The 26,273-nt window shown below is 35.6% G+C and carries 24 protein-coding genes, 3 pseudogenes and 1 other annotated feature; of the genes and pseudogenes, 4 read left to right on the top strand and 23 right to left on the bottom strand.

Going from position 1 to position 26,273, the window contains the following annotated elements; translation table 11 throughout:
- Positions 1-2: 2 nt before the first annotated feature.
- Positions 3-1,274, bottom strand: coding sequence for a histidine--tRNA ligase (gene hisS, locus TX86_RS01820; RefSeq protein WP_042345690.1), 1,272 nt, complete (start codon positions 1,272-1,274; stop codon positions 3-5).
- A 66-nt stretch (positions 1,275-1,340) separates the two neighbouring features.
- Positions 1,341-1,582 (bottom strand) — a binding site (T-box leader).
- A 309-nt stretch (positions 1,583-1,891) separates the two neighbouring features.
- Positions 1,892-2,068 carry a hypothetical protein gene (locus tag TX86_RS26940; protein ID WP_042345689.1) on the bottom strand — a complete coding sequence of 59 codons (177 nt, stop codon included), beginning with the start codon at positions 2,066-2,068 and terminating at the stop codon, positions 1,892-1,894.
- 129 nt (positions 2,069-2,197) lie between these two features.
- On the opposite strand from TX86_RS26940, the gene TX86_RS01810 reads away from it, so the two are divergent.
- A complete protein-coding gene (locus tag TX86_RS01810; protein WP_052343506.1) occupies positions 2,198-3,472 on the top strand; it encodes an N-acetylmuramoyl-L-alanine amidase family protein in 1,275 nt (424 codons plus the stop codon).
- Positions 3,473-3,718: 246 nt separating this feature from the next.
- On the opposite strand, the gene dtd is transcribed toward TX86_RS01810, so the two are convergent.
- The 7 genes from dtd to TX86_RS01775 form a co-directional block, all read right to left on the bottom strand.
- A complete protein-coding gene (dtd, locus tag TX86_RS01805) occupies positions 3,719-4,156 on the bottom strand; it encodes a D-aminoacyl-tRNA deacylase (RefSeq protein ID WP_042345686.1) in 438 nt (145 codons plus the stop codon).
- Positions 4,157-4,166: 10 nt separating this feature from the next.
- Complete coding sequence (locus TX86_RS01800) at positions 4,167-6,362, bottom strand: RelA/SpoT family protein (RefSeq protein WP_042345684.1); 2,196 nt, start codon at positions 6,360-6,362, stop codon at positions 4,167-4,169.
- A 386-nt stretch (positions 6,363-6,748) separates the two neighbouring features.
- Complete coding sequence (locus TX86_RS01795; protein ID WP_042345682.1) at positions 6,749-7,261, bottom strand: adenine phosphoribosyltransferase; 513 nt, start codon at positions 7,259-7,261, stop codon at positions 6,749-6,751.
- Positions 7,252-9,615 (bottom strand): single-stranded-DNA-specific exonuclease RecJ, encoded by a 2,364-nt coding sequence (gene recJ / locus TX86_RS01790; protein ID WP_042345679.1) that lies wholly within the window; start codon positions 9,613-9,615, stop codon positions 7,252-7,254. The genes TX86_RS01795 and recJ overlap by 10 nt, the downstream gene beginning before the upstream one ends.
- Before the next feature lie 95 nt (positions 9,616-9,710).
- A complete protein-coding gene (locus TX86_RS01785) occupies positions 9,711-10,604 on the bottom strand; it encodes a cation diffusion facilitator family transporter (RefSeq protein ID WP_042345677.1) in 894 nt (297 codons plus the stop codon).
- A gap of 103 nt (positions 10,605-10,707) precedes the next feature.
- Complete coding sequence (gene secDF / locus TX86_RS01780; protein WP_042345676.1) at positions 10,708-12,966, bottom strand: protein translocase subunit SecDF; 2,259 nt, start codon at positions 12,964-12,966, stop codon at positions 10,708-10,710.
- Positions 12,967-13,470: 504 nt separating this feature from the next.
- A complete protein-coding gene (locus TX86_RS01775) occupies positions 13,471-13,770 on the bottom strand; it encodes a post-transcriptional regulator (protein WP_042345674.1) in 300 nt (99 codons plus the stop codon).
- Positions 13,771-13,891: 121 nt separating this feature from the next.
- Between TX86_RS01775 and spoVB the strand changes: the two are divergent.
- Positions 13,892-15,419: pseudogene (gene spoVB / locus TX86_RS01770) on the top strand (stage V sporulation protein B).
- A 3-nt stretch (positions 15,420-15,422) separates the two neighbouring features.
- Here spoVB and TX86_RS01765 read toward each other — a convergent pair.
- Entirely contained in the window at positions 15,423-16,076 is a 654-nt protein-coding gene (locus TX86_RS01765; RefSeq protein ID WP_042345672.1) for a DUF421 domain-containing protein, read from the bottom strand.
- 137 nt (positions 16,077-16,213) lie between these two features.
- Between TX86_RS01765 and TX86_RS01760 the strand changes: the two genes are divergently transcribed.
- Positions 16,214-16,600 carry a TIGR04086 family membrane protein gene (locus tag TX86_RS01760; protein ID WP_042345670.1) on the top strand — a complete coding sequence of 129 codons (387 nt, stop codon included), beginning with the start codon at positions 16,214-16,216 and terminating at the stop codon, positions 16,598-16,600.
- Between the two features lie 55 nt (positions 16,601-16,655).
- On the opposite strand, the gene yajC is transcribed toward TX86_RS01760, so the two are convergent.
- The 13 genes and pseudogenes from yajC to TX86_RS27115 all read right to left on the bottom strand — a co-directional run bounded on the left by yajC (position 16,656) and on the right by TX86_RS27115 (position 25,882).
- Complete coding sequence (gene yajC, locus TX86_RS01755) at positions 16,656-16,931, bottom strand: preprotein translocase subunit YajC (RefSeq protein ID WP_042345669.1); 276 nt, start codon at positions 16,929-16,931, stop codon at positions 16,656-16,658.
- Between the two features lie 39 nt (positions 16,932-16,970).
- A complete protein-coding gene (gene tgt, locus TX86_RS01750) occupies positions 16,971-18,110 on the bottom strand; it encodes a tRNA guanosine(34) transglycosylase Tgt (RefSeq protein ID WP_042345666.1) in 1,140 nt (379 codons plus the stop codon).
- A gap of 29 nt (positions 18,111-18,139) precedes the next feature.
- Entirely contained in the window at positions 18,140-19,168 is a 1,029-nt protein-coding gene (gene queA / locus TX86_RS01745; RefSeq protein ID WP_042345663.1) for a tRNA preQ1(34) S-adenosylmethionine ribosyltransferase-isomerase QueA, read from the bottom strand.
- 56 nt (positions 19,169-19,224) lie between these two features.
- On the bottom strand, positions 19,225-19,431 hold the full coding sequence (locus TX86_RS01740) for a DUF2905 domain-containing protein (RefSeq protein ID WP_042345661.1): 207 nt from the start codon (positions 19,429-19,431) through the stop codon (positions 19,225-19,227).
- Positions 19,428-20,429 carry a Holliday junction branch migration DNA helicase RuvB gene (gene ruvB, locus TX86_RS01735; RefSeq protein ID WP_042345659.1) on the bottom strand — a complete coding sequence of 334 codons (1,002 nt, stop codon included), beginning with the start codon at positions 20,427-20,429 and terminating at the stop codon, positions 19,428-19,430. Before ruvB ends, TX86_RS01740 begins: the two co-directional genes overlap by 4 nt.
- Before the next feature lie 12 nt (positions 20,430-20,441).
- On the bottom strand, positions 20,442-21,044 hold the full coding sequence (gene ruvA, locus TX86_RS01730; RefSeq protein ID WP_042345657.1) for a Holliday junction branch migration protein RuvA: 603 nt from the start codon (positions 21,042-21,044) through the stop codon (positions 20,442-20,444).
- A gap of 134 nt (positions 21,045-21,178) precedes the next feature.
- Complete coding sequence (locus tag TX86_RS01725) at positions 21,179-21,688, bottom strand: BofC C-terminal domain-containing protein (protein ID WP_042345655.1); 510 nt, start codon at positions 21,686-21,688, stop codon at positions 21,179-21,181.
- Positions 21,689-21,808: 120 nt separating this feature from the next.
- Complete coding sequence (locus TX86_RS27700; RefSeq protein ID WP_439096836.1) at positions 21,809-22,126, bottom strand: CZB domain-containing protein; 318 nt, start codon at positions 22,124-22,126, stop codon at positions 21,809-21,811.
- Between the two features lie 165 nt (positions 22,127-22,291).
- A pseudogene (locus TX86_RS27695) lies at positions 22,292-22,759 on the bottom strand (methyl-accepting chemotaxis protein); the annotation flags it as partial.
- Between the two features lie 507 nt (positions 22,760-23,266).
- Positions 23,267-23,611, bottom strand: a complete 345-nt coding sequence (locus TX86_RS27690; protein WP_439096835.1) for a CZB domain-containing protein — start codon at positions 23,609-23,611, stop codon at positions 23,267-23,269.
- Between the two features lie 147 nt (positions 23,612-23,758).
- Positions 23,759-24,214: pseudogene (locus TX86_RS27685) on the bottom strand (methyl-accepting chemotaxis protein); the annotation flags it as partial.
- A gap of 527 nt (positions 24,215-24,741) precedes the next feature.
- Positions 24,742-25,698, bottom strand: coding sequence for a phosphotransferase (locus TX86_RS01710; RefSeq protein ID WP_195892848.1), 957 nt, complete (start codon positions 25,696-25,698; stop codon positions 24,742-24,744).
- Positions 25,688-25,882, bottom strand: a complete 195-nt coding sequence (locus tag TX86_RS27115; RefSeq protein WP_230203667.1) for a hypothetical protein — start codon at positions 25,880-25,882, stop codon at positions 25,688-25,690. The genes TX86_RS01710 and TX86_RS27115 overlap by 11 nt, the downstream gene beginning before the upstream one ends.
- A 5-nt stretch (positions 25,883-25,887) precedes the next feature.
- Between TX86_RS27115 and TX86_RS27680 the strand changes: the two genes are divergently transcribed.
- Positions 25,888-26,273, top strand: a 386-nt coding sequence (locus TX86_RS27680; protein WP_439096717.1) for a hypothetical protein, incomplete at its 3' end; no start/stop codon positions are given.

Raw genomic sequence — 26,273 nt, 5'->3', positions numbered from 1 at the left:
CCTTATTGCTGTTCCTTTTTGAACTCTTCGATGAAACTTGATAAATTAAGCTCTTTTTGCTCACCAGATTCCATGTTTTTCAATGTAATCTTATTATTATTTAGTTCATCGTCGCCTAGTACCGCTACAAAACGTGCTTTGGCACGATCTGCCGCTTTGAACTGTGCTTTTACCTTACGATTGTTATAATCTTTATCTACAGAAAAGCCATTTTGGCGTAATTCATTTACTAATTTCACACTATAGTCTTTTGCAGCATCACCAAGTGCAACCACATAAATGTCAGTTGCTTGTTCAATAGGCAATGTCACACCTTCTGCTTCAAGTGCTGCAATTAATCTTTCAATACTCAATGCAAAGCCGATTCCTGGAACTTCTGGGCCACCGAAATCTTCTACAAGACCGTGATAACGACCACCACCACAAAGTGTTGTAATCGCTCCAAAGCCTTTCGCATTACTCATAATTTCAAAGGCTGTATGATTGTAGTAATCTAAGCCACGTACAAGTGTTGCATCAACTGTATATGGAATATTCATAGCATCTAAATGTTGTAATACTTTATCAAAATAAGCACGAGATTCATCATTCAAGTATTCAAAAATAGAAGGAGCTGTGCTCATTAATTCATTCTCACGGTCTTTCTTACAATCCAAAATACGTAGAGGATTTTTCTCTAAACGATTTTGACAATCGCTACAGAATTCACCGATATGAGGCTTAAAGTGTTCAATTAACGCTTTACGGTGTGCTGTACGGCTTTCAATATCACCTAAAGAATTAATCACTAGCTTCAACTCTTTAAGTCCAAGCGCTTTATATAAATTCATTGCTAAGCTTACTACTTCAGCATCAATGGCTGGATCAGCACTTCCGATTGCTTCTACACCAAACTGAACGAATTGACGGAAACGACCTGCTTGAGGTCTTTCGTAACGGAACATTGGACCGTTATAGAATAATTTCACTGGTTGTGTTGCCCAACCAAACATTTTATTCTCTACGAATGAACGTACAACAGCCGCTGTACCTTCTGGGCGTAGCGTTAAACTACGATCACCACGGTCAGTAAACGTGTACATTTCTTTCTGTACAATATCCGTTGTTTCACCAACACCTCTTTGAAATACTTCCGTATGTTCAAAAATTGGTGTGCGAATTTCATTATATTGATATTTCCTGCACAAGTCTCTTGATACGCTTTCAATGTATTGCCAAATCGCAGCTTGTTCAGGAAGAATGTCTTGCGTTCCCCTAGGGATTTGCATACTCATTAATTTTCCTCCTCTATGGTTCACATACATACAAAAAAACCCTCGTCTCTTGTAACTTAAACTATTACAAGGGACGAGAGTTGTTATTTCCCGTGGTACCACCCTAATTCAAAATGCTTATCTAGAAGCATTTCCTTAGAAAACAGTTAACGCCTGTTCACGTTCTTCTCCTACTAAAGCTTACTCTTTCAGAGAGAAACCTACGAAGTGTTCGTTCATTAAGCGACGATGTAGGAAAGCTTACAGCCTACGACTTTCCCTCTCTTTACCCGACCATCTTAACTACTTTTCTCCATCATTGGTTTTGTATATAAAATGAATACTATGTAATTATTATTATTTTACTAATAATAATTGTCTCTTCAAGTATTGTCAAGAATTTACCCGAAATATTCATAACTTGTTGTCAATGTTTTCTTACTAACTAACTTTATCTCGTTCTAACAGGCGCTATGACTCCCACTTCAAAGCGAAAGTGAATTCAAAGATGACTAAGTGAGAGATTTATCGCCAATAAGAGCCCGATTGGTTCAACTAATTATCGGCGTATAAAAAACGTCCCACCGATTAAAGTTTCACTTTATCATTTTTTTGCCTTCTAAATAACGGTATAATACCTATGAACGACCGAGATATTTTTTTAACTTTTTAACATCACGAACGTGTAATCCAAACTCGCTCGCTAGTTCAACCATATTACTTCTATGTTCTTTTTGGATAAAGTCATGAAAATCAACACCGAATAATTGATTCGTTCCAGAATGACTCAAGCTGTTCTTTTCATTACATTTCATTTCTTTTCCTCCTAGTAATACTGCAATAGTCATTATCTATCCTGTCCTTTTTCGCAGAATTATTATCATAGGAGAATAGGAAATTTCATTGGTAAAAAATAGTGTAGATAATTCAGAGGTGTATTTATATTGAAAGTTAAATTTAGCCTAATTATTATGACCCTTCTTCTCCTATTTGCTTCTAGCAATAGTAGTTATGCTAAAGGTGAAAGCGTCACCGTAAAAGAACCAAGTGTAAACGCAAGAAGTGGCCCAGGCACGAATTATGAAATCGTCGAGCATTTAAAAAAAGACGAAACATTTACTGTACTAGACCAAAAAGATGATTGGATTAAAATACAATTATCTAAAAAAAAATCAGCATGGGTTGCAAATTGGGTTGTAACAATAAGTGAACCAAAGAAGCAGCTGAAACCACCCTATGCTACGATAACTGCTAGTTCAATCGCTGTATACAGTAAACCTTCTTTCCAAGGTGAAAAAGTAACAGATGTTCAAAAAGATAACGATTATAAAATTATAAAAGAGAAAAATAATTGGTTTCAAATTAAATTACCAAATGAGAAAAAAGGTTGGGTTCCTAAATGGTATACGCGCAGTCAATTAAAAGAAACGGTCGATTCTTCTACAGATATGCAAGTTACTGCTCTTTTCGATGATGTACCATTGCGTAAATCAACTTCACCTTACAGTGAAATAATAAAAACCGCTTCCAAAGGTGATGAATTTACAGTAACCGCTATAAAGAAGAATACATATGAAGTAAAGTTATCTTGGGGTAAAAAAGCATATGTTGCTGGATGGCTTGTCCAAGCTTCAAAACATACACCTCAGATCAAAATGGTTAGCGAACAGCATGACTTCACGGGAAAAACAATTGTTATCGATCCTGGTCACGGTGGCAATGATGGTGGGACAATTGGAGCTAGTCAAACACTGGAGAAGAACTTAACATTGCAAACAGCCCAGTTACTCGAAAGACTATTAGTAAATTCAGGAGCGAATGTTATATTAACTCGTAATAAAGATGAATATCAAAGTCTATCTTCAAGAGTAAAGTATTCCAATAAGCTTCAACCTGACGCATTTATTAGCATTCATTATGATAGTGCGGAACAAAGTGATTTGAGAGGCGTGACTCCTTATTACTATCATAGCTATCAAAAGCCTCTGGCACGTTCTATTTATTACAGTCTACAAGATAAAAGTAAACTAACCATTCGAGAGGAACGGTTTGGTGATTATCATGTTTTAAGGCAAAATAGTCAGCCCTCTGTCCTACTAGAATTAGGATATTTAAGCAATAAAGAAGAAGAGGAAATCGTTACATCATATGCGTATCAAGAAGCAATTGTTACCGCCGTTTATAATGGTTTAGGTAATTATTTTGCGGGTGGAAAATAAGAAAAACCGTCACCGGTCCTTTTTGATTTAGAATTTACTTCTTGTTATAGCTTCTAATCAAAAAGAAGACATGTGCAAGGCTAGACGAGCTGTTTCTGAAAACCTGCTTTCGGTTTTCAAATCAGAACGGCTTATGATCAAGCATAGCAGGTGTAAGGTTAGACAACGTTCAAAATTATATTATCCCTCTATTAAGTAAAAGGGCGTTCGAAAAGTAATCTTAAAAAACTTTTCGAACGCCCTTCTTTATTTTTCAAGTATAAGTGTCACAGGACCATCATTCACAAGTTGAACATCCATCATTGCTCCAAATATGCCCGTTTCCACTTTTACGCCTTTTTGTCTCAGCGTTTCATTAAATAGATTATACATTTCAGTTGCGTGATCAGGTCTTGCTGCCGCCATAAAGTTTGGTCTTCGTCCTTTTTGACAGTCACCATATAACGTGAATTGCGATACAGATAAGATATCTCCACCTACATCTAATAATGAGTGGTTCATCTTACCATCTGCGTCTTCAAAAATGCGGAGATTCACTATTTTATCAGCTAAGAAATTCACCGCTTCTTGTGTATCTTCATGTGTGACACCAACAAGTAGAACTAATCCTTTATCAATTTTCCCAACCGTTTCTCCATCAACTGTTACGCTTGCTTCTTTAGAACGTTGCAACACTATCTTCATGACGAACTCCTTAATTCATGATCCTTCTAACTGCATACACATCAGGTATTTGTTTAATACGATCCACTACTTTTTGTAAATGACTCACGTTTTGAATCGAAATAGACATATTAATAAGTGCCAATTTATTGCGATCTGTTTTACCTGAAACAGCTGAAATATTTGTCTTTGTTTCCGTTACAACCTGAAGGACTTCATTCAATAATCCTCGACGGTCATATCCATTTATTTCGATATCAACATTGTATTCCTTCGTATCTGCAAAACCTGTATCCCACTCTACAGGTATTAAACGAGCTTCCACATCTTCTCCAATAATATTCGGACAATCACTACGGTGTACAGAAACACCACGACCTTTAGTAATAAAGCCGACAATATCATCACCAGGTACTGGATTACAACATCTTGATAAGCGAATTAATAAATTATCAATTCCTTTAACACGAACACCGGATTCTCGTTTACGTGGTGAAGTATATGTCTTCAACGTTGAATTTGCTTCCGTGATAGTTGTTAACTGCTCTTGCTCTTTCTTTTTACGCCACTTTTCAGTTAAGCGATTAGCGATTTGTAAAGCCGTAATACCATTGTAGCCAACAGCTGCATACATATCATCATGGTTCGTAAAGTTGAATTTTTCCGCCACTCGTTTAATATTCTCAGACGTTAAAACTTCTTTTAAATCGAATCCCATATTTTTAATTTCTTTTTCTACTAATTCTCGACCTTTTTCAACATTCTCTTCACGTCTTTGCTTTTTAAAATACGCACGTATTTTATTTTTTGCTTGTGAAGTTTGTGTGATTTTCAACCAATCTTGACTTGGACCATATGAATGTTTAGATGTAAGAATTTCAATAATATCGCCTGTTTTCAACTTATAATCAAGCGGTACCATCTTACCATTCACTTTTGCCCCGATCGTTTTATTACCGATTTCAGAGTGAATACGGTATGCAAAATCAATTGGAATAGAACCAGCAGGAAGTTCGATTACATCGCCTTTTGGTGTGAATATGAAAACCATGTCTGAAAACAAATCAATTTTTAAAGATTCCATGAATTCTTGTGCATTCGATGCATCATCTTGGAATTCAAGAATTTCTCTAAACCATGACATCTTCTCTTCTAGAGGCTCTTGAGCCTTCACTTCTTTTCCTTCTTTATATGCCCAATGCGCTGCAATACCATATTCAGCTATTCGATGCATTTCAAATGTTCGAATTTGTACTTCAAGCGGATCACCTTTTGGACCAATCACTGTCGTATGCAAAGATTGATACATATTAGGCTTTGGCATTGCAATATAGTCTTTGAATCTACCAGGCATCGGCTTCCAACAAGTATGAATAATACCAAGTACTGCATAACAGTCCTTAATACTATTGACCTGAATACGTACTGCCAATAGATCATAAATTTCGCTAAACTGCTTGTTTTGCAAAGCCATTTTGCGATAAATACTATAAATATGCTTTGGTCGGCCATATATTTCAGCTTTAATTTGTACTTCATCTAAACGGTCTCGTACTTCATCCACAACTTCTTCTAAATATTCTTCACGCTCATTACGTTTCTTCTTCATTAAGTTAACAATACGATAATATTGCTGTGGATTTAAATACCGTAGTGCAATATCTTCAAGCTCCCACTTAATAGTTGAAATACCTAGACGATGAGCAAGAGGAGCAAAAATTTCTAACGTTTCATTCGAGATTCTACGTTGCTTTTCAAATGGCAAATGCTTTAGGGTGCGCATGTTATGAAGACGGTCCGCTAATTTAATTAATATAACTCGAATGTCTTGAGCCATCGCCACAAACATTTTGCGGTGATTTTCTGCTTGCTGCTCTTCATGTGATTTATATTTAATTTTTCCTAGCTTTGTAACTCCATCTACAAGCATGGCAATTTCCGCATTAAAGTTGTCTTCAATATCTTGTAATGTTACATCTGTGTCTTCGACAACATCATGAAGAAAACCAGCTGCAACCGTTGAAGCATCTAGTTCAAGATCGGCTAATATACCCGCTACTTGAATAGGATGAATAATATATGGTTCCCCTGATTTTCTATATTGTTCTTTATGAGCATCCTCAGCAAACAAGAATGCTTTCTCAACTATTGCAACATCTTCCGGCTGCAAATACGCTTTTGTTCGTTCAATTACTTGTTTTGAAGTTACTATTTGTTCGTTCGCCATGAAACCACCTTAAATGTATAGTAGAAATGCTCGGTCAATTACCGTTAACCGTAATAAATCTGTTCCGACTTCTCTATATCAAATGATTATAATATTTTAATGTATTATTTCTATTATCGAGAAAAAATGAAAGAATGTAAAGTGGTTAATCCTTCATTTTTCCATTCTACTCTTATGCAAAGGCTTTCATTTCAAAAAAATACGTAAGAAAGTTATATACCATTATTTTCACTTTTATTAAAATTAAACATCAATGCTCTATAAAGAACCTTTATGAAATGAGAATAGCTTTTAACTTCTCGCTAGAAATGATAAAAAACCTCGTCATAATTGACAAGGTTTTTTTATCGTTTCATATTGAAGTCTCTATATTAGTTCGAGATTTCTTAAAAATCCATTAATGTTAATACATTATAACCATCTAACTTAGAACGTCCATCTAAGTCTTTTAATTCGATTAAGAATGCAATACCAGCAACAATTCCGCCTAGTTCTTCAACAAGTTTGATTGTAGCTTCAATTGTTCCACCTGTAGCTAATAAATCATCTGTTATTAGAACACGTTGCCCAGGTTTAATCGCATCTTTATGAATAGTTAATACGTCTTTACCGTATTCAAGTCCATAACCGACTTTAATCGTTTCACGAGGTAATTTACCTTCTTTACGAACTGGCGCAAAGCCAACTCCTAATGAATAAGCAACTGGACATCCAATAATGAATCCACGTGCTTCCGGTCCAACTACTAAATCGATTTGCTGTTCTCTAGCATATAATACGATTTGATCAGTAGCATAGCGGTAAGCATCACCGTTATCCATTAAAGTTGTAATGTCTTTAAATACGATACCTGGTTTTGGCCAATCAGGTACGATTGTAATAAATTGCTTTAAATCCATGACTTTGTTTCCTCCTTGAGTTCTTTCCCTTCAAGAAACACTTGCATTATGTTATAAAGTTGGTCATAAGAAGAGTAAAGAAGCTCATTTTCCAATTTAATTTGTTGCTGTTTTTTTATATAAGATGGAGCTTCGCTCACATCTCGCTTTTGTGCTTGTTTGACTATAGAAATAAATCCATTGTCAATTGTAACAAAACCTAGTTCCAAAAACACCCTACAGATGAAATCAACTGTGTCAATTGACCAACCTTTATGTTTGGCAATATCAGCACTATATCGTTTCACATCAAAGGAGCCTTTTTTCATAATCAACGCGTACATCCATTTAAAATGATCACGCGTTGGTAGTGTACTAAAGAAATGTTGTTGACTCTGAAAGAAATGCGTGTATATTCGCTCAGGTTTCTTACCAGCTAATAAGCCTTTTAGCATTTCTTCATCGCTCGGCATGTCAACGAGCACTACATTATTATTCGTTAGCTCCTCTGAAGCAGCCTGCTCTTTATTCTCTATAAGAACTATTTCACGCTGTTCATCTGGCGATATTTGTTGCAATACCTCACGACTAAATACAATTAGCTTTGTATTAGCTGTTGGAACATTATTTAATATTTGCGATATATTTTTATTACCACGTACATCAAATAGTTGCCAATGGTCTACAACAACATCCTGTAAAAATATTTGTGGTTTTCTTATATTATTCCATTCATTAATGGATAATTCTCCGATGACTGATAATGTAGCATTACGAGTAATTTCATCGCAATAATCCCCCATCCCAAAACCGACTGCATCTAATGATAATTGTCCATCCTTAAACATCGCTTTCAGATGGTTTCCTTCTGCTCCAATTCGTTTAATAGAAGCAAGCTTAACATCAGGAAGCAAGATACGAGGCTTAGGATTAGCCATTCCAAACGGAGCTAATTTACCCATTTCAGCTATTGTTTCAATGTTGGCATCTTCTAGTGTAATAGCAGCATCAATATTCGTAATAGGAATAAAATCTTCTGCGGTTAACACTTCATTAGCTAACGAATTTAATCGCTGTCTTAAATCATCTACGTCATCTATTTTTAAAGTCATTCCAGCAGCCATTGGATGACCACCAAAATGCGGCAAAATATCTCGACATTTTGATAAATTATGATACAAATCAAAGCCAGCAATACTGCGGGCAGACCCTTTCGCTAAGCCTTTTTCTCGATCATAACTCAACACAATTGTAGGACGATAATATTTTTCAACTAACTTAGAAGCAACAATCCCAATAACTCCAGCATTCCAACCTTCTGCACCAACAATGAGAACACTATTTTGATCAATCGGATAATGCTCTTCTACCTGCTTAAAAGCATCCTTCGAAATTTCAGAAACAATAGTTTGTCTTTCCTTATTTAAAGAATGAATCTCATCAGCAATTGCAGAAGCAAATGTTGCATCCTTTGTCAGTAATAATTCGACAGCAGGATCTGCATCTCCTAATCGACCAGCCGCATTAATTCTTGGAGCAATTCCAAAACCGATACTATCTTCATTTAAGTTATTGACATCGATTCCTGCTTTTTGAAACAAAGCTAATAAACCTGGGCGATTTGTTTGCTTCATTTGTTGAATACCTTTAGCAGCAATTAACCGATTTTCACCTTTAAGTGGTACTAAATCTGCAATCGTTCCAATTGCAGTAATTTCAAGAAGTGATGTCGGTAACTCTCCTAATAGAGCGTGTGCTAATTTAAATGCTACACCAACACCAGCTAAGTCTTTACATGGGTAAACACTATCTTCTAGTTTAGGATGAAGAATAGCAAATGCCTCTGGTAATTCTGGACCTGGCTCATGGTGATCAGTAATGATGTAATCCATTCCAAGTTCCCCTGCCAATTTAGCTTCAGCTAAAGCAGAAATACCTGTATCCACTGATATAATCAAATCTGTACCATTATCTTTCGCTAGTCGAAATGCACCTTCATTTGGTCCATAACCTTCTGTAAATCGATTAGGTATATAGAAGTCGACATTGGCATTTAAAGAAGTAAGTGCTTCCATCAGAACTGTTGTACTACTTACTCCATCTGCATCATAGTCACCAAAAATTAATATATTTTCACTTTCAGCTATAGCACGATGAATTCGCTGTACAGCTTTATCCATATCTTTCATTAAATACGGGTCATGAAATTCTAGATTTTCTAAAAATAAAAATGACCGTGCAGCATCAACAGTATGAATACCACGGTTCACTAATAATTGTGCGACTAACGGTGTAATATGTAATGCTTTAGTCAACTGCTCTACAGTAAGCAAGTCGGATTGTTCAACATTCCAACGAGTTTTTGACTGTAACATAAAATCACCCCTCAACCTTCATTATTATACAGAAGTGATTGAAGGGTTGCAATGGATTTAACACTTCCATACTTTGTATATAACAATTCTTGCCTTTAGTCTTCTCCTAAAGGATTAATATGAACAAAAACATCATGAATCTTTGCCTGCTTCAATAACTGTGCTTTAACTCGTTTTCCAATAGCATGTCCTTCTTCAACCGTTAAATGTGGATCTACCGCTATTTTCAAATCAACAATCACATAATGCCCATGTTCTCTTGCATGAAGAGAATTAATTTTCTTTACATCCAGATCCGCTAATATAACTGTCCTAAATGGCTCTACTTCATCATCTGGTAATACATGATCGAGCGTCGTATGAATAGCTTCTCTCCCAAGTGTGTATGCCATCTTCAAAACTAGCACCGAAACAAATAATCCAGCAAGTGGGTCGCCATATGTTAGCCACGGTAAACCGACCTTCTTACTTAACACGGCTGCACCTACACCAATTAATGCTGCAATTGAAGAATAAACATCTGAACGATGTTCGTAAGCATTTACAATCAAAGCCTGACTTCCAAGTTTTGTTCCTAAATTATATTTATAACGAAACATCGCTTCTTTCACGATAATCGATAGAATTATTACATAGAGTGCCATCGATTTTGGTGGCTCAACTACTGTGAAAAAAGACTCTAATGATGACTTACCTATCTTAATACCTACGAGAAAGAGCAATACTGCTACAATGATGGCTGCAATCGATTCGGCTTTCCCATGTCCATATGGATGATCTTCATCTGGAGGTTGTTTTGCAGCTTTTAGTCCAACATAAACTGCCAATGAACCAATTACATCCGAAGCTGAATGAACCGCATCTGCTATTAGTGCTTTACTATGTGACATAACACCTACAATACCTTTAATAATAGCCAATGCTACATTTCCGACGATTCCTACCATCGCAGCAAATTCTGCTTGTTGAAAACGATCTTTATTCGCCACATTTTTTCCCTCCCATAGGCAACTTTCACCTCATTATTGTTCCCTACAGAGACAAAAAAGAGGTTGTAAAAAAGTAGTACTTTTTTACAACCTCTTCATTTAATTAAACTTGCGCTTCATCTGTTCTCTTTTTCTTCTCAACATGCGTGATTAAAACGCCTTTTTTCTTCAGTTCTTTAATTTTGAAATCTAACCATAACTGTGTAGCGATGAATACAGAAGAATATGCACCAACTACTAGACCAATCAATAACGCAATTGCGAATGTAAAGATTGATTCACTGCCGAAAATAACAAGTGCAATAACTGTAATAAGAACTGTCAAGATGGTATTAACTGTACGTACCATCGTTTGACGAGTACTAACATTAACAACCTCTTCCAATTCTTTAACCGTTTTAATTTTACGTTTCTTCTGCATGTTTTCACGAACACGGTCAAATGTAACAATTGTATCATTTATTGAGTAACCAATTATCGTCAGAATGGCAGCAATAAAGTTCAAATCTACCTCTAAGCGTAACACACTGAATATAGTGATGATTACAAATGCGTCATGAAGTAATGCAATTACGGCTGGAAGACCCATTCTCCATTCAAAACGAATCGAAACATATAGGATAATTCCTAATGATGCAATCAATACCGATTTAAATGCATTTTTCGCTAGCTCTTTCCCTACGGTTGGAGACACAGCACTAATATTAGGTTCATGACCATATTTATCTTTAAAGTAATCTTTCACTTTAAGAATTTCTGCTTTATCAAGAACATCTTGCGTACGAACAACCGCTACTTCATTCTTATCTCCTGATAAAACAACATCCTCTTTGTTGATTTTCAAATGATCTAATTCTTTTTCAACTTGTTGTGTTGTAAGTGGCTTGTCAGCTGTAATTTCAAGACGTGTACCACTTGTAAAGTCGATACTTAAATTCAACTTAAAAACAATCAAGAAGATAATACCGATAATAGTAATAATCGATGAGATTGTATAGAAAATTTTACGTTTACTTACAAAGTCAATACGATCGAATTTCGTCGGTAACGATAAAACATCCACAGACTTATGAATCGGGTGAATATCTTTCTTCTTAACCCCAAACCAACCTGGACGTTTATCAAGCAATCCACTTTGAACACATAGCGCTAATAATAGACGTGTAACGAATACGTTCGTAAAGATACCCATGATGATACTGATGATTAACATCGTTGCGAAACCTTTTACAGAACTTGTCCCAAAGTAGAACATAACTCCTGCTGCAATCAATGTCGTTAAGTTCGCATCAATAATCGTAACAAATGATGTTTTGTTACCATTTTTATTCGCTGACTTAATACTCCTACCTATACGAATTTCTTCTTTAATCCGCTCATAGGTGATAACGTTGGAGTCTACTGCCATACCAACCCCGAGAATTAATGCCGCTATACCTGGAAGCGTTAATGTTGCATTCATCCAATCAAAAATAAGTAAAATCAGATAAATGTAAGCTGATAATGTAATAGTTGCAATTAAACCTGGGAAACGGTAGAAGAATAGCATGAATAAGAATACTGCAGCAATACCTACTACACCTGCAAAAATTGTATCATGCAATGCTTGTTCACCAAATTTAGCTCCAACTGAAGTTGAGTAAATTTCTTTTAAATCTACAGGTAAAGCACCTGCTTTAAGCATATTTGCTAAGTTTTGCGCCTCTTTAACTGTGAAACCACCCGTAATTAATACCGTATCTTGATTAAATACTTGGCTTACTCTAGGAGCAGAAACTAAATTATCTTGTGTTTCTGGTTTTTGTAAAGAATCTTTACCTTCTTCAAAGTCCAACCAAATAGCAAGTACGTTTGTTGGAGCTGGCATTGAAGAAATTTGTTCTGTCACTTTTTTAAATTTCTTAGGGTCTTTCAGTGTAACTTCTACAACAGGCCGATTTTCTGAATCGAACGATTGCTTTGCGCCACCTTCTTTCAAATCTTTACCTGTCATCATTTCTTTATCGTTATAATCTCTAAAGGAGAGCTTCGCTGATGTCGAAAGGATTTCCCGTGCTTGATTTTGGTCTTTTACACCTGCTAACTGAACACGAATACGATCCTTACCTTCGATGGAAATAATCGGCTCGTTAACACCTAAGACGTCAATCCTTTTCGTTAGAGCACTAACTGTATTTTTCAGGACATCTTCGGTGACTTTACTACCGTCTTCCGTCTTTACTTGATATAAAACTTCAAATCCGCCTTGAAGATCCAAGCCAAGTTTTATATCTTTTACGATTCCTGATGAAGTCGTTCCTATCAATGAAAAAACTGTAATAACAAGGATAAAGAACGCAACAATTCTTGATCTTTTTACCATTATGTAAAAGCCTCCTTACAACTTTTAGGCCTTTTCTTGCAGCATGAAAAAAAAGTAATGTATTTTGGATATCTCTCTATTCAAAAAACAATTTCATCATTGAAAGATCGGGCACACACTATACTAAATTTTACTTTTTTGAATTTTCCTAACAAAATTCCAATTCTAACAGATTATTCAGAAAAAATCCCAAAACTACCAAAAAAAGCTCCAACATTATTATGAGTTAAATTATAAGCAGTGTCAATTTTTGATTTATTCATAATATGAAAAAACACCGACAATCCTTTGAATTGACATACTTAAGTCTTATTCATTAACTTTTTGATATTTTCCCGTGGATTCCAGCAATCAAATTTATAATGAGTTTTGGTTTCAAACCCTAGCCTTGAACAGTAATAGGCAATTTTTCGATTATCCTTCTCTACTTTAAAATGCCTGCACGTCGCACAACAATGAAAATCCTTTGTACTCATTTATACTCCCCTATTTGTTACATTTACTCTATACAAATAAATCTTTATAGGATTCTAAGTCCCTATTAGTAGCATTCCTCTGAGAATCTTTAAATGCCTCCATTGTAGCATAGTGCATGTATTCTCCCACACTTACAGAAAGGATGTCATTAACAAGCTGATGAAGCATTCTACTTTCTTCTGTCTTCCATTTCTTCACCTTCATATAGTCCCATAACTGCTCTATTCTTACATCTTTATAACCTAACAGAACAAATTCTTCTAGTTTACTATGCAGTGCTGGTAGTAGTGTATGGCGATATTGCTCAAAAGTGTTGCTCATCTCCATTGCTCATCATTTCTCCTTTATATTAAAGAATATATTGTATGACTGTCATGCTTTGTCCACTATGCTGCATATAAATTATTGTAGAGTATTCGAACAATTTTGAGAAGGCAGGTAATAACAAATGTCAAAGTTTTTTCAAGGAACACTTATACTGCTTGCTGCCGGATTTATCACAAGAGTTCTAGGCTTTATTAACCGCATCATTGTAGCAAGAGTAATTGGAGGAGAAGGTGTCGGCCTATATATGATGGCACTTCCTTCCCTCTTTCTAGTTATCACATTTACTCAATTAGGACTACCTATTGCAATTGCAAAATTTGTAGCAGAAGCAAATGCAGTAGGTGATGAAAAAAAATAAAAAAATCCTTGTCGTATCGCTTAGTGTTACACTTGGACTTTCTTTATTATTTACGCCTGCCCTACTATTGCTTGCACCTTGGCTATCTAAAACATTATTTACTGATCCAAGAATATACTGGCCGTTAATCGCCATCACACCAATTATCCCTATTGTTGCCGTTTCAGCTGTAATACGAGGATACTTCCAAGGCAAGCAAAACATGAAGCCCGCTGCCGTATCGCAAATTCTTGAACAAGTTGTACGTATCGGCCTTATTATTACCCTGACAAAAATGTTCCTTCCTTATGGGATTGAGTACGCAGCCGCGGCGGCAATGTTTGCATCTATAATAGGAGAACTAGCATCTTTGTTATACTTGCTTACTTCCTTTAAGTTAAAAAAGCATTTCCGTGTTCGAAAAAACTTTTTCAAATATGTATCTAGTGGAAAAGATACTTTAAAGCAATTGTTCAGCATTGCATTACCTTCAACCGGTAGCCGATTTATCGGCAATGCTGCGTGGTTTCTAGAACCAATTGTAGTTGCACAAAGCTTAGCAATCGCCGGTATTTCAAGCTCATTAGCGACACAACAATACGGAGAACTTACCGGATTTGCCTTACCTTTACTCATGCTTCCATCGTTTATTACCTTTGCTTTATCTACATCTCTTGTTCCGGCTGTAAGTGAAGCTCACGCTATCGGCAATCATGACCTGGTTACACATCGACTTCATCAAGCATTAAGAATCACTTTTATAACTGGATGTTTAGCTCTTGTCGTGCTCTTTGTTTTCGCTGACCCAATTATGCAACTTATGTACGGTAAAACAAATGCTGCTATTTACATTACTTATTTAGCACCTATTTTTATCTTTTCTTATTATCAAATGCCTTTACAATCCGTATTACAAGCTTTAAATTTAGCAAAAGCCGCCATGTACAATAGCTTAATAGGAGCTATCGTGAAATTAGCATTCATCTTTGCACTGTCTTCACAACCTCAATTCGGTATCATGGGAACAGCTATAGGCTTTGCAGCTAGTATCGTTCTCGTAACATTTTTACACTTCGCTACAATCACTAAAGTAATCAATCTTTCGATAGAAGTACGCAGCTATGTTCTTACGGTTATTGTAACCTTTATTTCCGGTTGGATTGGTCATATTTGCTACCAATACTTAACGATTCCCGCATCTTTGTACATATCAATCCTCGTAACTGGCATATGTTTCATCGCATTAGCTTTGAGTTTTAAAATAATATCAAAAAATGAAATAATGCTTATAGTACCTTTTAAAAAGAAATAAACATCAATAATCTTTTTCATCTATATAAAATTTTCCATTATGTATCATACAAAATGAAATATCATGAACAGAATCATATCCACGTTCACGTAATTGCTCCAGCAACCAATCGTTCGTTTGATTGATTTGTTGTAAATGTCGAGGTTGAATTTCACCATCCAAAATAAGCGGTAATGGAAAAGTCACCTGCGCTTCATCTAGTTGTTTCGACTTTTTCATTACTGTCAAATCTCCTGAAGTTTCAAGGATAGCGAATTCAACCTCATTCAAATCAAATACATCTCGAGCTCGTAATTGTTGTAATAAATCGTCAAAATTATAACGTTCTTTTTTCATAGCTCTTTCATCTATTTTTCCATTATGAATAATAATTGTCGGTTTTCCTTCCAAAATTTCACGTAGTTTTTTACTCTTTAACGAAATAAAAGCAATCGTTATCTGAATACCAAGCAACAATACCATTGGAACGAGAGCTTCAAACATACTAATTTCTAAATCAACTATAGCAACGACACCCGTTTCCGCAATCATCATGAATATCACTAAATCTAATACACTTAATTCGCCGATTTCCCGCTTACCCATTACTCTAAATATCAAAAAAAGAATAAAGAACATAATGATTGTTCGCAAACCAATATACAATAATGATTCCATTGTAGCTTTCACCTTGTTTCTTAATATATCTAACCACTTACTTTGCTTTAAAACATTAGTTTCCCTACATGTTCTAATTATTATGCATACTTCATATGCTTGTACTAAAGTCTGTCTACTGACGAAAGGAGCATACTATGGAAACGAGAAAGTTAGGATCAGCTATAATATATGGCACCATTAGCATTTTTGTTTTTGCGGTTATTTTCAGCTTGATATTCTCACTTCTTTTACGTTTTACTTCTCTAACCGAATCTTCTCTTTCTTATATGATTTTAATCCTATCATTTATTTCAATTTTTATTGGTGGAGTAATCTCTGGAGGAAAAGGTAAGAAGCAAGGTTGGATGCTTGGTGGAGGAACTGGTTTATTATACACGCTTATTCTCTTGCTGTTTCAGTACCTTGGTCATGATTCTGCTTTTACAACGAGAGAATGGATACAATCACTATGCTATATTCTAACGTGTATGATGGGTGGAGTTTTAGGAGTTAATCTTTCCGGAGGGCCTTCCGAAAAATAACGAACAAAAAAAGCTATCTCGAATAATCGAAATAGCTTTTTTTATTAAAATAAAATTAAACTGTAGCTTTTGCTTTCTCTACTACATCACGAATTGCTGCGCGGTCGTATGTAAGACGGCTACCATCACCACATTTAATAACAACTGTGCTCTCATCGATTGCATCCACGAAACCGTGTAAGCCACCGATTGTAACGATTTTGTCACCTTTTTGAAGTTCGTTTTGCATAGATGCTACTGCTTTTTGCCTCTTTTGTTGAGGACGAATTAATAAGAAGTAGAACAACACGAACATTAACAATAAAGGACCAATTGTTGCTAACATTTCCATTATATTCACTCCTTTCATTTTTGATTTATTTTAGTATTGTTAGAAATTCTTCGCATTCGGCTTATTGAAACCATATTGTTCGAAAAACTCTTCTTTGAAGTCACCAAGTCGATCATCCATAATCGCTTGTCGGACTTGCTTCATTAAGTTTAACAGAAAATATAGATTATGATAAGTAGTTAATCGAATTCCGAAAGTTTCGTCACATCGTATTAAGTGACGAATGTATGCTCTACTATAGTTTCGACACACATGACAATTACAATTCTCGTCAATCGGTCCGAAATCACGAGCAAACTTAGCATTCTTAACAACTAATCGTCCATTACTAGTCATTAATGTCCCATTTCGTGCAATTCTAGTCGGTAAAACACAATCAAACATATCAATTCCACGAAGAGCACCATCAACTAGTGAATCAGGAGAACCAACACCCATTAAATAACGCGGCTTATCTCTTGGCAATAACGGTGTTGTATATTCAAGCATCCTATTCATAATATCTTTAGGCTCTCCTACTGAAAGACCACCAATTGCATAGCCTGGGAAGTCTAAAGATACTAAATCTCTTGCACTTTGCTTACGCAGTTCTTCAAACTCTCCACCTTGAACAATACCAAATAAACCTTGATCATTTGGGCGTGCATGAGCTTTTAGGCAACGCTCAGCCCAACGAGATGTTCTTTCTACAGACTTTTTCATATAATCGAAAGTCGCTGGGAATGGAGGACATTCATCGAAAGCCATCATAATATCTGAGCCTAAAGCGTTTTGAATCTCCATCGCTTTCTCAGGAGATAAGAATAATTTATCTCCATTTAAGTGATTACGGAAATGAACGCCTTCCTCTTCAATTTTACGGAAGTCACTTAAACTGAATACTTGGAAACCACCTGAATCGGTAAGAATAGCACGGTCCCAATTCATAAATTTATGAAGCCCACCAGCTTCTTTAATTATGTCATGTCCAGGGCGTAACCATAAATGATACGTATTACTTAAAATAATCCCTGCCCCTAATTCTTTTAAATCTTCAGGTGACATTGTTTTAACTGTTGCTAAAGTACCTACTGGCATAAAGCATGGTGTATCAAATGAACCATGCGGTGTATGCACTCTTCCAAGCCTTGCTCCAGTCTGCTTACATGTTTTAATCAATTCATAGCGTATTGCTGTCAAATTTGTTTCTTCCTTTCTTTTTCGCTTACTCAAAGAATAAACATTGCATCGCCAAAGCTAAAGAATCTATATTCTTTCTCAACTGCTTGTTTATAAGCTGCTAACACATGCTCACGTCCTGCTAAAGCACTGATTAACATCATTAATGTCGATTTTGGTAAATGAAAGTTCGTAATCATCGCATCAATTGCTTTAAACTCATATCCTGGGAAAATAAAAATACTCGTCCAACCACTTTCTGCTTTGAACACGCCATCATGTCGACTAGCGATGGTTTCTAATGTTCTTGTAGATGTTGTACCAACTGTAATAATGCGCCCACCATCCGCTTTCACTTGATTTAAAAGCTGAGCCGTTTCCTCTGTCATGTGATAATATTCCGCATGCATATCATGATCACCAACATCATCTACACTAACAGGGCGGAATGTCCCGAGTCCCACATGCAACGTGATAAATGTCACATGTACACCCATTGCACGTACTTCATCTAATAAACGGTCCGTAAAATGTAAGCCTGCAGTAGGTGCAGCAGCAGATCCACGTTCTTTCGCATAAACAGTTTGATAGCGATCTTGTTCAGCCAACTGCTCTTTAATATATGGAGGTAACGGCATAGTGCCAAGTTGATCTAACACTTCATAAAATACACCATCATAGTCAAACTTGACAATACGTCCACCTTGTTCAAGCTCATCCAAGCAAGTAGCACGTAAAGCACCATCACCAAAAATAACAGTTGTTCCTACTTTAACACGTTTAGCAGGTTTCACAAGTACTTCCCATACATCTTCTTCATCTTGCTTCAAAAGAAGCATTTCCACTTTTGCCCCTGTGTCTTCTTTCAAACCAAAAAGACGTGCCGGCAAAACCTTCGTATCATTCAAAACAAGGCAATCACCTGGTTTTAAATGCTTCGTAATATCACTAAATACCTCGTCAGTTGTTTCTCCTGTTTCCTTATTCAATACCATTAAACGGCTAGCTTCTCTATTTTTCAAAGGCGTTTGAGCAATCAATTCCTCTGGTAAATGGAAGTCAAATAAATCGACCTTCAACTTTGTCACATCCTGTTTTCATCTACTGTTATTATTTTTAACCAATACCATTATTTTTATCTAAATTTACCAATAATATAAAAGATCGCTGATAAAACTACACTTACTAGAATACACGTTACAACTGGAAAATAAAAAGTTGCATTTTCTTTTTTTATGATAATATCTCCTGGTAGCTTACCTAACTTAATGAATTGCATCAAAAAGCCAAGTACAAGCAGAACACCTCCGATAATCATGAGTACCTTCGGCAGCGAACTCATAAAGGTGGTACCTCCATACCGAAATGCTCGTAAGCACTTGCTGTAGCTATTCTTCCTCTTGGCGTCCGTTGTAAAAAACCGATTTGCAGAAGATACGGTTCATAAACATCCTCAATTGTTGAAGACTCTTCACCAATACTTGCCGCAATAGTTTCTACACCAACTGGGCCACCTCGAAATTTCTCAATAATACCTTTTAACAACTTATGATCAATATGGTCTAAGCCTAATCGGTCTACTTGCATAAGCTCAAGTGAATAATGAGCTAATTCAACAGTTACGTCACCAGTTCCTTTTACTTGTGCAAAATCACGCACACGACGAAGCAAGCGATTGGCAATTCTCGGTGTCCCTCTAGACCTTCGAGCAATTTCAAGCGCAGCAACATCTTCTAAATCGGTTTGTAATATTTGTGCTGTCCGAACAACAATGTCTTTTAGTTGCTCTTCTGTGTAATATTCTAAACGACTTAACACACCAAAGCGATCTCTTAATGGAGCAGATAGAGAACCTGCACGTGTTGTTGCTCCAACCAATGTGAAAGGTGGTAAATCAAGGCGTACACTTCTTGCTTGTGGACCTTTCCCTATCACAATATCTAAACAATAATCTTCCATTGCTGGGTATAAAACTTCCTCCACCGTTCTTGGTAGTCGATGAATTTCATCTATAAATAAAACATCACCTGGCTCCAACGCTGTAAGAATAGCAGCTAAATCACCAGGCCTTTCGATTGCTGGACCTGATGTGGTACGGATATTGACACCCATTTCATTAGCAATAATTGCTGCCAGCGTTGTTTTTCCTAAACCTGGAGGACCGTAAAGAAGAACATGATCAAGCGTTTCTTGTCTCATCCTTGCTGCTTCGATAAAAACTTGTAGATTCTCTTTTACCTTACTTTGTCCGATATACTGATGCAGTTGTTGCGGACGTAAGCTCGATTCAAAAGAAAGTTCTTCTGATTCTGCTTCAGACTGAACAATGCGCTCATCCATACTTCCCACCTCCTATTTTAAAAGCAACTGTAATGCCATTTTAATATATTCTTCTGTTGTTTTGCTTTCTTTTTGCAATGTTTTACTTACTTTTGTAATTTCTCTATCCGAATAACCAAGAGCTTTCAACGCTTCCATCGCTTCTTCAAGCTGATCATTAGAAGTGGAAGACGCTACTACTCCCTCATTAAACAGGTTAGGGAAATAATCAGGTACAATATTTTCTAGCTTACCTTTTAAATCAAGAATCATTTGGCTAGCCGTTTTCTTTCCCACACCCGGGAATTTAACAAGGAATTTATCATCCTCATTTTCAATGGCTTGAACCACTTGTTCTACTTGCCCAGAAGCAAGAATAGCAAGAGCCCCCTTCGGACCAATACCTGTTACATTTAGTAATTTCTCAAAAAGACCTTTTTCTTCACGCGTTCTAAATCCATACAAAGCAATTAAATCTTCTCTTACATAATGATAAGTATGAATCAATTGCTCTTCACCATTCACAGAAAAAACAAAAGGATTAGGTGTCATAATACGATACCCGATCCCCCTATTTTCCACAACGATATATTGCGGTGCAATGAATTCAACCGTTCCTTTTATATAATCATACAATTCTCGCTCTCTCCTATCGTTTACTGTAAATCATTTTATCATAGTTTATAGATGTTTATAAATAAAAATGGAGGCTGCCCCAAAAGCGATTTTCAATCACTTTTAGGACGCCTCTTTACGCTTTGAAGATGCATTTATTCCATATACGGCTCAAACGTTTCTAAAACTGACTCGTACTGTTTCTTATCTTTTACTCTAATTCCTTCTACAAGATCATGATGCGTTTTGGCTTCTAGCATTTCGACATCGATATGAAAGAAAGATTGAATAACATCTGACTGTGTTGGTTTTCCATTAAAGATTGATAACGTTCCATCTTCCGTTATACCAAAGTAACCATTCGCCTTTAGCAATGGAGAAATATCATTTGTATATTTTTGAAGAACAAGTTCTTTATCCGTTTGCACAACCAGCTGCCAAGCTTTGAATTCCGAAACAATTTCTTCAACTGATAAACCTTCTCTGAATAGTACTTCCTCACTCTTTTCACCATCAAAATAGATTGTTTGCAAAATCACTTTTTTTATATCATTCGTATAAAGTGTAGGCTGATCATGAGAATCCCATGCTGAAAGGAAAAATACAATAATGATACTTAATAAAAAAGTAAAATAAATCTTTTTACTAATACGCCTTTTATACATGTTGTCACCTCAAGGTTTAGCGATTTGATTTATTCATCATCTGTATCATTCCCATATTCATGAATTCTATCCATATTGCTAAAAAATGAGTATCGTTACACTAGTATACTTAAATAGATACTATAATTTTATATTTTTTATTTCTTTACTCATATTCATGAACGCTTCCAACACTCTTTCAGAAGATGCTAGCAGCTTCTCAACATTTATAATTGTTTTATCTCTTACCAATTGATTCGCATCCATATGAAATTGCCTATGCTCATTATAGAGTTTGGAAAAAGATCGTGCTTGTTCTAATTTTTCTTTATTTGTATCACACCATATACCAAATTTACATTCATGATGATTAGCAACTGAAGTCAAAGTACTAATATTTTGAGTAATATTTCTCAAAAAATTCGCATGATCATTAAGCCTAGCTGCGAGAATACTCATCATATCCTCCTCTTCATACAATTTAATAAACGGCACCATAATTGTATATAAATTAGTGATTGTTTCAGTTGGTATTCCACCGATTTTTGATGATTCATAGAGCTGGTTTGAAATATCCACAATTGAACTAGACGTTTCAGTTTGTTTCGCTAATGCTGAATTTAGCTCTTGAAGCGCCGCTAGGTTTGTTTGCTCAATTTCTATTACATTTTCTTTTAGAGCTTCTCCTACGCCAGACATCGACTCCATATAATTACTTAACTTTTCTTGAAGAGAATGCAGTGAACGATCGGCATCTCGCGAGCTACTTTCAACATTTTTAGCTACCTCTCCAACTTTCACAACAGAATCCTTCGTTTGTTCTGAAAGTTTACGAACTTCCTTAGCCACTACATCAAAGCCTCTACCGCTTTCTCCGGCCCTAGCTGCTTCTATTGAAGCATTTAAGGATAGTAAATTCGTCTGTGTAGCAATAGTCGCTATATCACTTGTTATACTGTCAATATGAGTAATTTCTTGCCGCAAATGAGCTGAGTTTTGCACAACACTTGAAATGGATTCTTGAAATTCATCTTCTAATTTCTGAAAATGTGCGAACTCAGATACATTCTTTCTAATAGTTAATTGCTCCATCACTTCACTAATTCTAGTAGAGGATGCTGAAATTTCTTCTGATGAGGCTAAAGTTTCTTGACTAACAGTATTTAACTCTGAAGCTAAAGCAACAGCCTGCTCATTTTTAAAATTTGATTCTAAATAAATTAATTCTGTATGCGCAATCGAATAGGCTAACAAAGCCTTTGTCATTTCATTTTCACCTTTTAAATTGATTAATTCCTTTAAATAAGGAAGTTCTGTAACTTGCTTTAACTCTTTCTCTACCTTTTCAATATCATTTTCGGATGTATTATTCTTTTTCCAAAACAACAACTTCCACCCCTTCATTCGTAAAATACTGTTCATATCAGTATTATTTCAAAATTCTATCTTTCACGACAAATCCCTTTCTAATAAGCCATAAAATTTTCTTTAAATTATCAATTCCACAGTTAAGAAGCCAACTTATATGACATAGTATAAATTAGCTTCTTATCTTCCTGCGTGCATCATTCAATTTTTATCATTTACTAGTATTACAAACTATAGTGATATCTTCCTTGCATCCTTACTTAAATTCATAAACGATTCTAATAAACTTTCAGAAGTAGCTAATAACTTTTCCACATTTTGAATGCTCTGATTGGATACTAAAGCTCTTGCATCCATATGTAATTGCTTATGTTCATCATACAATTTAGTAAATGAATGAATCTGTCCCAACTTCTCTTTATGTTGATCACACCACTTACCAAATACACAGTCATGATGATTTGGCACACTTTTAAGCGTTTCCATATTACGAACGATATTTCTTAGAAAATTCGCATGGTCATGTAACCTAGCTGCTAAAATACTCTTTATATCTTGACTTTCATTAATCTTCATATACGGCTCCATAATTTTGAATAAATTCATAATATTATTATTTGTATCCACGCTAAATTCAGAAGAGTTAAATAATTCATTTGAAATATTCACCATAGATATAGTCGTTTCCGTTTGCTTTTCCAAAGCAAAGTTCAAATCTTGAATTGCAAAATTTGATTGCTCAATTTCCTTAACATTTTCTTGAAGAGCATTTCCGACAACCGACATAGTCCCCAAATAATCCTTCAATTTCTCTTGTAATGACTGCAGAGACGTATCTGTTTCTTTTGAGCTAGTCTCAACGTTTTTTGCTACTTCATCTACTTTCACTACCGATTCTTTCGTTTGCTCAGAAAGCTTTCGAACTTCTTGTGCCACAACATTAAAACCTCTACCACTTTCACCCGCTCTTGCTGCTTCAATTGAAGCATTTAGCGAAAGTAAATTAGTCTGTGTCGCTATCGTCGCTATATCATTTGTAATAACATCAATTTGCCCAATTTGTTTTCTTAGATGTAATGAATTATCTACTACCATAGAAATAGAATGTTCAAATTCTTCTTCTATTTGCTGGAAATTCGATAATTTAGCCACATTTTTCCCTATTGATAATTGCTCCATAGCTTTACTAATCCTTAAAGTAGATGCTGAAATTTCTTCAGAAGAGACTGATGTTTCCTTACTAACGTCAGCAAGTTGAGAAGCTAATTCAACAGCCTGTTTATTTTTCAAATTAGTCTCATAATAGATTAATTCGGTATGTGCTAAAGAATAGGACAACAACGCTTTCGTCATTTCATATTCACCTGTCATCTCCTGCTGTTGTCGATTAACAGGTTCATTCATAACAGGCAAAGGTACTGTTTCTTGCTTTTCATTAGTTTCTGCAACTTGCTTTGACCAAAACATAACAAACACCATCCACAAAATTTATATTATATATTAACAATATTCTCATATTAAATTATAGAAAATTCACAAAAAGATAAACCTCACCTTATTCTAGTATGTACATACAAAAAAATCCACCCTTTGTATAAATTGTCATACAATGGTGGATTTTATCGTCATAAATTTGTTAATTTTTTTAAGAATTCACCTCTAATATTTTCCTCTTATCATTATTCTAAAATACATAACATGAGAAGTTATAACATTTTAGCGATATCTTTATACATATTAATTCGCTTAGGCCATTCTTCAACACTTAATTGCCAAACCGAATGCATATAACCTTGATCCCTTAATGAATTTTCCTTAATCAATCTATTCCATTCTCGAAAAATATCCGTAGGAAATAATAAAGCATATAAAAACGCTCGGTTGTCTTTATACGACTTTAATTGCTTATATGTCCATAATTCCGAGCTATCCCCTATATGCGGCATTATCCGATTGCAGTATTGTAAATAATCTATGCTCGGAGGGGCTTTACTAATTAAATCAAAGTCTATGAGATATAATGATCCATCTTTTTTCAAAAAGAAATTATGATGCGCTACGTCCCCATGAACAATACATGTAGGCTCACTATATAATTCACTCTCATACTTAGCTAACCCATTTAATGATCGTTTTCCCCACTCAAGCCAAGATTCAAGATACGATGAATTAACATACTTTCCAATCGTCCGTTTATTTTCCTCAAATTCCTCTAATCGCTCCTGCCATTTTTGTAATTGCTTAAAATAGTTTACAGGGATGCTGTCATAAAATTTTCTAGTAGTGGAGTGAAAATCCTCCAATAACTTCAAACCTTTCTTTCTGTTTTCACTAGAATGAAAGGTAAACTTATCTCTCGACGATGATAAATATTGAATCCAAGCATAAGTATCACCATCATATTTAAATGTAGGTATATTTTTAAACTGATACGTTCGTTCAAAACCGTTTTCTTTCAGCTTTCTTACTAATAGCTTTTGTGATTCATATTTTTTCCGATTATAAAACCCTTTTAATAAATACTTCTTTCGATCCGTATGCACAATGAACACATTACTTCTCAATTTCTCCACTTTATGCAAACTTGCTTCCACTTCCCTTAATGCAGCACGGAGACGTGCGCGAAATACACTGTCTCCTTCATAATATCCACTATAACTCACTGCTTTCATCCGCATATCTTGGCATAGTAAAAGCTTCAAAAGCCCCTGTTTGCTGCTGCTCATCTGAAAACAATGGTTCATCATCCATTATTGGTATTGACTGTTGATCAAAAGGGCTCATCATTTGCTCCATATTCGATTCTAACCTCTGTCCATGCATTGCTTGCATTTGTGGTTGAAACATTTGTTGTGGCATCGTCATTTGATTTGGCTGATATGTCTGCTGTGGCATCGTCATTTGATTTGGCTGATATGTCTGTTGTGGCATCGTCATTTGATTTGGCTGATATGTCTGTTGTGGCATCGTCATTTGATTTGGTTGATATGTCTGTTGTGGCATCGTCATTTGATTTGGTTGATATGTCTGTTGTGGCATCGTCATTTGATTTGGTTGATATGTCTGTTGTGGCATCGTCATTTGATTTGGTTGATATGTCTGTAATCAGTACAGGTGTTGGACAGTGCAGTTTATGTATAATAAATGGTCGACCTTGTGCATCTACTGAATTCATCAAAATGTCTTCACATTCTTTAGATATCTCATACTTGTGGGTCGTTTTGGTCATCTGTCCAAG

The organism is Bacillus massiliigorillae (assembly GCF_000380245.2).
In the GTDB taxonomy this organism is placed as follows: Bacteria; Bacillota; Bacilli; order Bacillales; family DSM-1321; genus Bacillus_AD; species Bacillus_AD massiliigorillae.
This window is presented reverse-complemented; position numbering and strand designations above follow the sequence as displayed.